The sequence below is a fragment of the Collimonas sp. genome (assembly GCF_035566555.1).
Lineage (GTDB): Bacteria > Pseudomonadota > Gammaproteobacteria > Burkholderiales > Burkholderiaceae_D > Collimonas.
This window is the reverse complement of sequence record NZ_DATMRB010000190.1, coordinates 1-6336: the sequence shown is the minus strand read 5'-3', so window position 1 is coordinate 6336 and position 6336 is coordinate 1. Positions and strand designations below refer to the sequence as shown.

Here is a 6336-nt window from a genome sequence, read left to right as displayed (position 1 = left end):
GGCGCCTGTGCCGCCACCACCGCCGCCTGTGCCACCACCACCGGTGCCTGTGCCGCCACCGCCCGCACCACTGCCGCCTCCCGCGCCAGCCCCGGTGCCGCCGGTTCCCTGTGTGACTCCCGCTCCCGAGCCAAATGATTTTCCGAGATCGCCGCCGCTAGAGCAGCCTGCCAGCAAACTTGTCAGCAACAAGGATGCTGCAACCAGGCCCGTTTTCTGCGATGTATTCATGATGTATTTCCCCTTTGTGAAAGTTCGAACCACCTGTTCCTACATGTCTATTTCGCAAAGAGCATGCCAGCAGGAAAACAAGCGAAAAAAGGGGAAAACGCACTCATCATTTCTGCCAGGAAAATGCCATAAGTTCTTTAAAATCAATCACATAAACTTTTCCTGGCTTGCAATGAAAAAACTGGGCGCAGCCGGCCCGGCAAGGTTTGATACGTTACATGTAACGTAACGCAAGGCTTGGTTCGGGTACAATTAATTATCTTTACGACATTCAAATATGTGTTTTCAAAACGTCCTGGATTATCGTGAGCAGGCCGCGCGCCACACTCCCGGCAGGCGAAATTGCGCTATCCTCGGTCACTGTAAAAACGGCAACCGTTTGCCTTGCCAGGCTGGTACGCAACTAGTTTCGTTAACCCAGGTCAGAGCATCGCCCCGCCCGCTGGCGTCGGCGTCCATTCATCCAGGTCAGATCTATCAGAGGAATAACATTGTTGGTCCAGAATACAGAGGCATCCAGCTCGCAACATCCAGGCCGAATCAGGAATTCCAGGCTCCGACGCACACTTTCCCGGATTATTTCGCCAGCGCTGCCGCTGGCATTGCTGCTCGCGCTCGGCGCCTGCAGCACACCGTCTGGCCCTGCACAGCCGAGCGGCCCCGGCTATTACACGGTACAAAAGGGCGACACGCTATCCAGCATTGCGCGCAAATTCAAACGCAGCAACAGCGAGATCATCGCCTGGAACAAACTGTCCGATCCGAATGACATCAAGGTCGACCAGGCCTTGCGCATCGCGCCGGACGGCGCCCGCGCCAGCGGCAATCCGGTAGCCACCCGCACTCCCGCTCCAAGCAGCAATGACAACGACGACGCGGCGGCGGCCAGTGACCCAAAGAATGCGGTTGACTGGACCTGGCCGGCGGCCGGCGACTCGAGCCGCGGCACCGGCCAAGGAAGAAAGGGTATCGACATCGCCGGCCAGCTGGGGCAGCCGGTCATGGCTGCCGCTGCCGGCAAGGTGACCTATGCCGGCAGCGGCATACGCGGCTACGGCAACCTGGTGATCATCAAGCACAACAGCTACCTGCTGTCGGTATACGCCCATAACAAGACCATTCTGGTCAAAGAGGGCCAGATGGTCGGCAAAGGCCAGAAAATTGCTGAAATGGGAAAAACCGACAGCAATACGGTCAAGCTGTACTTCGAAATCCGCCGCCAGGGCAAAGCGGTAGATCCGGTGCGCTACCTGCCGAACCGCTAGCAGCCGATCCCAGGCACGCAAAAAAAAAGGGCGCATCGCGGCGCCCCTTTTGCATGAAAATCAGCGGCCTGCCGCTATTCAATAGGCAACGAATGGCCCGACCGTGCCTGCTATGGAAACACCTTCCAGCGCTGTATACACCGAGCGGCCAAAGAAGAACGGCAGCCCCCAGTCGAAGTAGGAAGCGAAAGCCGGTCCGCCAGCCAGGTTGTTGAACGCCGTATTGTTCGGATTGGACTGGAACAGCGAATTGGCATTCGCCACATTGAAGCTGACGGTGCTGCTCAATCCGTTGAGGCCGGTATTCGTCACATTCCGGCTGACCATCGACAACGGGCAATAAAAGCCAGAGTTATTGCTGCAAACCGGGATGGTTGAATCCGCAAAGAACAAGCCGTTCGAGCCGCTGTCGAAGAAGCCCTGCATTACCTGCCCCTGATACAGCACGCTCAGGTTGCCGGACGCGTTGAGCGTGTAGATCTTGGCGCTGCCCAGTCCATTATTCGATTGGGTGCCGATACCGAAAATCAGTGAACCGCTGACGCCCGACGCCCCGCTGTCGGCGATACTCGGCAACTGAATGATCGTGCCGTTGTTATCCTGCGGGAAAGAGGCAACCGGATTCCCGACCTGCCTGGCCAGCGGCAGCGTGGTTGCCGTGCAATTCGTGCCGCCCGGACAGGAGTAATACCAACCCTCGATAGTCTGGTTGGCGCAGCTGCTGCCGCAATCCTCGATAAACGTACTGAGGCCGATCAAACCGTTGGCATGGAAAGCAGCCACGGTATTTTCCGCGACCAGGCTGCCGGAACAGCCGTTAGGCACCGATGTGAAAGCGCTGTCGCCAATCACATGCACCGAAATGCTGCTGGCGACTTCGCCGGACATGCGCAGGTCAGCCTGCCGCACCGAACCCCAGCTGTAGCCGTCGGCAAAGCGCGCGCATTCCGCCAGCGGATTGCCGCTGGGGGCTGACAGCCCAGGTAGCGAAATACTGGGCGACAAGGCTGAAGCAATGATGCGCAAGCCGCTGGAACCGGTATCGACCAGGATGTGGTCGATGGTCTGGCACTGCGAAGTGCTGCCGGGCGCGCAGATAGTCACAGAGACATACGGGGAATTGACGGCGTTGACCGATTGCCCGGAGACCGTCGGACCACTGTCGACCACGATGGCCTGGACATTCTGGACCGGTTGCGGCGGCGGCGTAGGCGTATTGTTGTCGGAACCGCCGCCACCGCCACAGGCCAGCAAAAGCGCGCTGCTGAGCAGGCAAAGCAGATAAGTCAAAGAAGAACGCATGGTCATCTCCGGTCAGCGAATGTCATTAGGGGTCACGCCTTGCGGCAGCAAGGATGGCACATAAGCGCTGCCGGCAAAGGAACGCATATGACCGCCTGAATGCAATACCAGCTGATCCGACTGAATGGCGACCGCGCGGCGGCCGGCATGCGGCACGCTGGCGGCGCTGACGTACTGGTCGGCATAGGTGCCTAGCAATTCCTGCAGGTTCGGCATGTCCGGCCCTTGCCAACTGACCGCAAACACGACATTGGCCGGCGAGATGTATTCCCGCACCGTGGTGCCAGACGGCTGCAACGTCTCGCTGACGGTATAGCCGTTATAGCTGCTGACGCGAGCGCTGGCCTTGGCGCGGGCACTGTCAGCTTGTACCGCTCCGTTGACCGGGGCAGGCCCGGCGGCGGCGCCCAAGGCCGCAAATGCCGGCGCCGATTGCGCAAACAGCAAAGCGCAGATGACAGAAACGGGGAATCTCATGGCTCACCTCTGTTCAATTAACAAATGTCCTGGAAATCATACCCGATGCCGCACAGCAATTCACAAAGATGTTTTCACGGCGCGGCAGTCACATAACAATCGAAATGTGCTAGATATTTACGCTGTTTGCAATGATTAAATGACAGTTTCACTTACGCCACTGCGCGTCCCAGGCTTTCTCAACCCCTGCTCTGCAAACGGGCGCGTACAAAGCCGATGTGTTCCCGCAGCACATAGAACTGGTCGGCAAACGCCAGCGGCATTTTCATCCGGTTGACCCCTTCCTCGATGCGGTCCAGCCGCTGCAGCAAATCGGCCTGTTCCTCCTCGGTGTGGGTCGCGACCGCGCGTTCCAGCGTAATCAGGGCGCCGTACCAGCGATAGATACGCGACTTGATGCGCCAGCCGTACAGCAGCGGCACCAGCTTGAACCCGGGGATCAGCAGCAGGATGATCGGCAGCAGCACCACCAGGGTCCGGTCCACCAGGCTGGCCAGCCAGAACGGCAGGCCGGAGCGGTAGAAGAAGCTCTTGCCGGACTTGTAGTAGCGCGTGGCGTCTTCGCTGATCGGGAATTCGTGCGCCAGCGGCGCCGGAAATTCGCCGGCGTGCTGCAATACGTTAGCACCGCTGTGCACTTCCTTGGCGGCGTCGATCAGCATGTCGGACAGCGCCGGGTGCAGATCGTCGCGGGCGATCAGTTCAGCGGTGGGGGCAATCAGGCGGATGTCGCGGCTAGGGATGTTCTTACCCAGGTCAAACAGGCCCCTGGGAATCTTCAGTTCGTTCAGATAGCTGAAACGGCGCGCGTAGGCGCCAGCCTGGGAAAAATCGAGCAGGCTGATGCCCGGCGTGTGCAGCAGCTTGACCATGGTCGGCGGCGAGGCCGAGTCGCCCATCAGGAAAGCAGCGTCGATGCTGCCGTCAGTCAAGGCTTGCGCCGCTTCGTCGCCGCCCATGTCGAGCAGTTCAGTGCTGCCGCCGAGTTCGATCTCGTTGGCTTTCAACAGCGTCAGCGCCAGCACCCGTGAGCCGCTGCCGGGAACGCCGATCGCCACCCGCTTGCCGCGCAGCTCAGACAAACGGTCCAGCCGCTCATGGCCGCGGTAGAACACCGACACCGGCACATAGGAAATGCTGCCCAGCGACACCAGGCCGTCGATCGGCAGGTCGCCCGCCACGCCGCCCTGGACAAAGCCGACGTCGATGCCGGAATGCGGATCGCTCAGCTTCTTCAGGTTATCCAGCGAGCCCTCCGAACTGACGATTTTCAGCTTGATGCCGTTGCGCGCCAGGATCGTCCGGTATTTCTCGGCGATCTTCCAGAAACTGCTGTTTTCGGAACCGGTGCTGATGGTGATGGTGCTGGGCGGCGCCGGATGAATGAACTTGATCGCCAGCCAGATCGCAACAATAGCCAGCAAGGCAATCGGACCAAAGCTGATCGCCAGGTCGCGCCAGGAAATCGCGACGAAACGGGTCTTGATGTTGATCGCGGATTGCTTGAGGTCTGACGGTTTGAGTGGATTAGCCATGCCTTATTTTATCGTTGATGCCCTGCGGCTTGCACTTTTCTTTGCTTAGGCCCCGCTATCGCCGGCGCAGCGGCTCCAGCAGCTGCGACAAGGCGTTGTGATCCAGTTCATACATCAGCGCCAGCAAGCCGCCCAGCTCGCCGGCGGGAAAACCTTCACGGGCGAACCAGGCCAGGTAATCGCCCGGCAAATCGGCGATCAGCCGCCCTTTGTATTTCCCAAATGGCATCTGGCGGGTCACCAGCAATTGTAGATGTTCCGGGTTCATGGCGTTCCGATTTCGTGCGCAAAGGCGATGCTTGCTAAAGCTGCATATTGTGCCATCTTTGCAGGCCAGCAAGCACAGCAGAAAAATCCTCTACACTGTCGGGCACAAATCAGATTAATGAAGCGGTCAACCTGCCATGCAAAGCAGCAGCAAATCAACCACATCCGCCGACACCGGCATCCCGGCGCTGGAATGCCGCGGCTTGCGCAAGACCTACGGCCACGGCCGGGTGGTGCTGGCGCATCTCGACTTTACCCTGGCCGCCGGCGAATACGTCGCCATCATGGGTGATTCCGGGGTCGGCAAATCGACCTTGCTGAACCTGATCGCGGGCCTCGACAGCGCCAACGGCGGCGCGATCCTGATCGACGGCGTCAACATCTCGCATCTGGACGACGACAGCGCTACCCGCCTGCGCCGGCAAAAACTCGGCTTCATCTTCCAGGCCTTCCATATACTGCCGCACCTGACCCTGCAGCAGAACGTCGCCCTGCCTCTGCTGCTCAATCAAGCGCCGCAGGAGCGCGCACTGGAACTGCTGGCGGCAGTTGGCCTGGATGGCCGCGGCAATGACTTTCCGCGCCAGCTGTCGGGCGGCGAGCTGCAACGCGTCGCCATTGCGCGCGCCCTGGCGCATCGCCCCACGCTGATCCTGGCCGACGAACCGACCGGCAACCTCGATCCGGATACCGCCCACGAAGTGCTGGCCCTGCTGCGCCAGGAAATCAAGGCCAACGGCGCTTCCGCCATCATGGTGACCCATTCCGCCGCCGCTGCCGCCAGCGCCGACCGTATCCTGATCATGAGCGCCGACGGCTTGCGCCCGCTGCCGGCCAACGCCGCCTTGCCGCCGCTGCAATGAGTACGCAGCGCACCCTGTCGCGCTGGCTGCTGCTGGGGGAATGGCGCGCGCATCCGGTGCGGGCGCTGGTGGCGATTGCCGCCATCGCGCTCGGAGTGGCCCTCGGCTATGCGGTCGACCTGATCAACGATGCCGCCTTCAACGAATTTTCCGCGGCGACCCGCAGCCTGTCCGGCCAGTCCGACCTGCAGGTGCGCGGCGCCCAGGCCTGGTTCGGCGAAGCGCTCTATCCGCAGCTGGCGCAACGCCCAGGAGTAGCCGTCGCCAGCCCGGTGCTGGAACTCAATGTCACCGTGCCGGGCCAGACCAGCGCCCTGAAAGTACTTGGCGTCGACGTCTTTCGCGCCGCGCATGTCGCGCCCGCCCTGGTCGGCGTGCCGGCGCCGCAACAGCCCT

General features: G+C 60.8%; 6 protein-coding genes and 2 pseudogenes. 3 read left to right on the top strand and 5 right to left on the bottom strand.

Going from position 1 to position 6336, the window contains the following annotated elements; all coding sequences use genetic code 11:
* Positions 1 to 231, bottom strand: a pseudogene (locus VNZ65_RS23855) (hypothetical protein); the annotation flags it as partial.
* Positions 232 to 833: 602 nt separating this feature from the next.
* On the opposite strand from VNZ65_RS23855, the gene VNZ65_RS23850 reads away from it, so the two are divergent.
* Positions 834 to 1496, top strand: a complete 663-nt coding sequence (locus tag VNZ65_RS23850; RefSeq protein ID WP_325673529.1) for a peptidoglycan DD-metalloendopeptidase family protein — start codon at positions 834 to 836, stop codon at positions 1494 to 1496.
* A gap of 78 nt (positions 1497 to 1574) precedes the next feature.
* On the opposite strand, the gene VNZ65_RS23845 is transcribed toward VNZ65_RS23850, so the two are convergent.
* From VNZ65_RS23845 to VNZ65_RS23830, 4 genes are all read right to left on the bottom strand, one after another.
* Positions 1575 to 2798 (bottom strand): DUF3443 domain-containing protein, encoded by a 1224-nt coding sequence (locus VNZ65_RS23845; RefSeq protein ID WP_325673527.1) that lies wholly within the window; start codon positions 2796 to 2798, stop codon positions 1575 to 1577.
* A gap of 12 nt (positions 2799 to 2810) precedes the next feature.
* Entirely contained in the window at positions 2811 to 3275 is a 465-nt protein-coding gene (locus VNZ65_RS23840; RefSeq protein WP_325673525.1) for a DUF2844 domain-containing protein, read from the bottom strand.
* A gap of 179 nt (positions 3276 to 3454) precedes the next feature.
* Positions 3455 to 4810, bottom strand: coding sequence for a TAXI family TRAP transporter solute-binding subunit (locus VNZ65_RS23835; protein WP_325673523.1), 1356 nt, complete (start codon positions 4808 to 4810; stop codon positions 3455 to 3457).
* A gap of 55 nt (positions 4811 to 4865) precedes the next feature.
* A complete protein-coding gene (locus VNZ65_RS23830) occupies positions 4866 to 5078 on the bottom strand; it encodes a DUF3820 family protein (RefSeq protein WP_325673521.1) in 213 nt (70 codons plus the stop codon).
* Positions 5079 to 5214: 136 nt separating this feature from the next.
* On the opposite strand from VNZ65_RS23830, the gene VNZ65_RS23825 reads away from it, so the two are divergent.
* Both VNZ65_RS23825 and VNZ65_RS23820 read left to right on the top strand, forming a co-directional pair.
* A complete protein-coding gene (locus VNZ65_RS23825) occupies positions 5215 to 5940 on the top strand; it encodes an ABC transporter ATP-binding protein (RefSeq protein ID WP_325673519.1) in 726 nt (241 codons plus the stop codon).
* Positions 5937 to 6336: pseudogene (locus VNZ65_RS23820) on the top strand (ABC transporter permease); the annotation flags it as partial. The gene VNZ65_RS23825 and the pseudogene VNZ65_RS23820, both read left to right, overlap by 4 nt.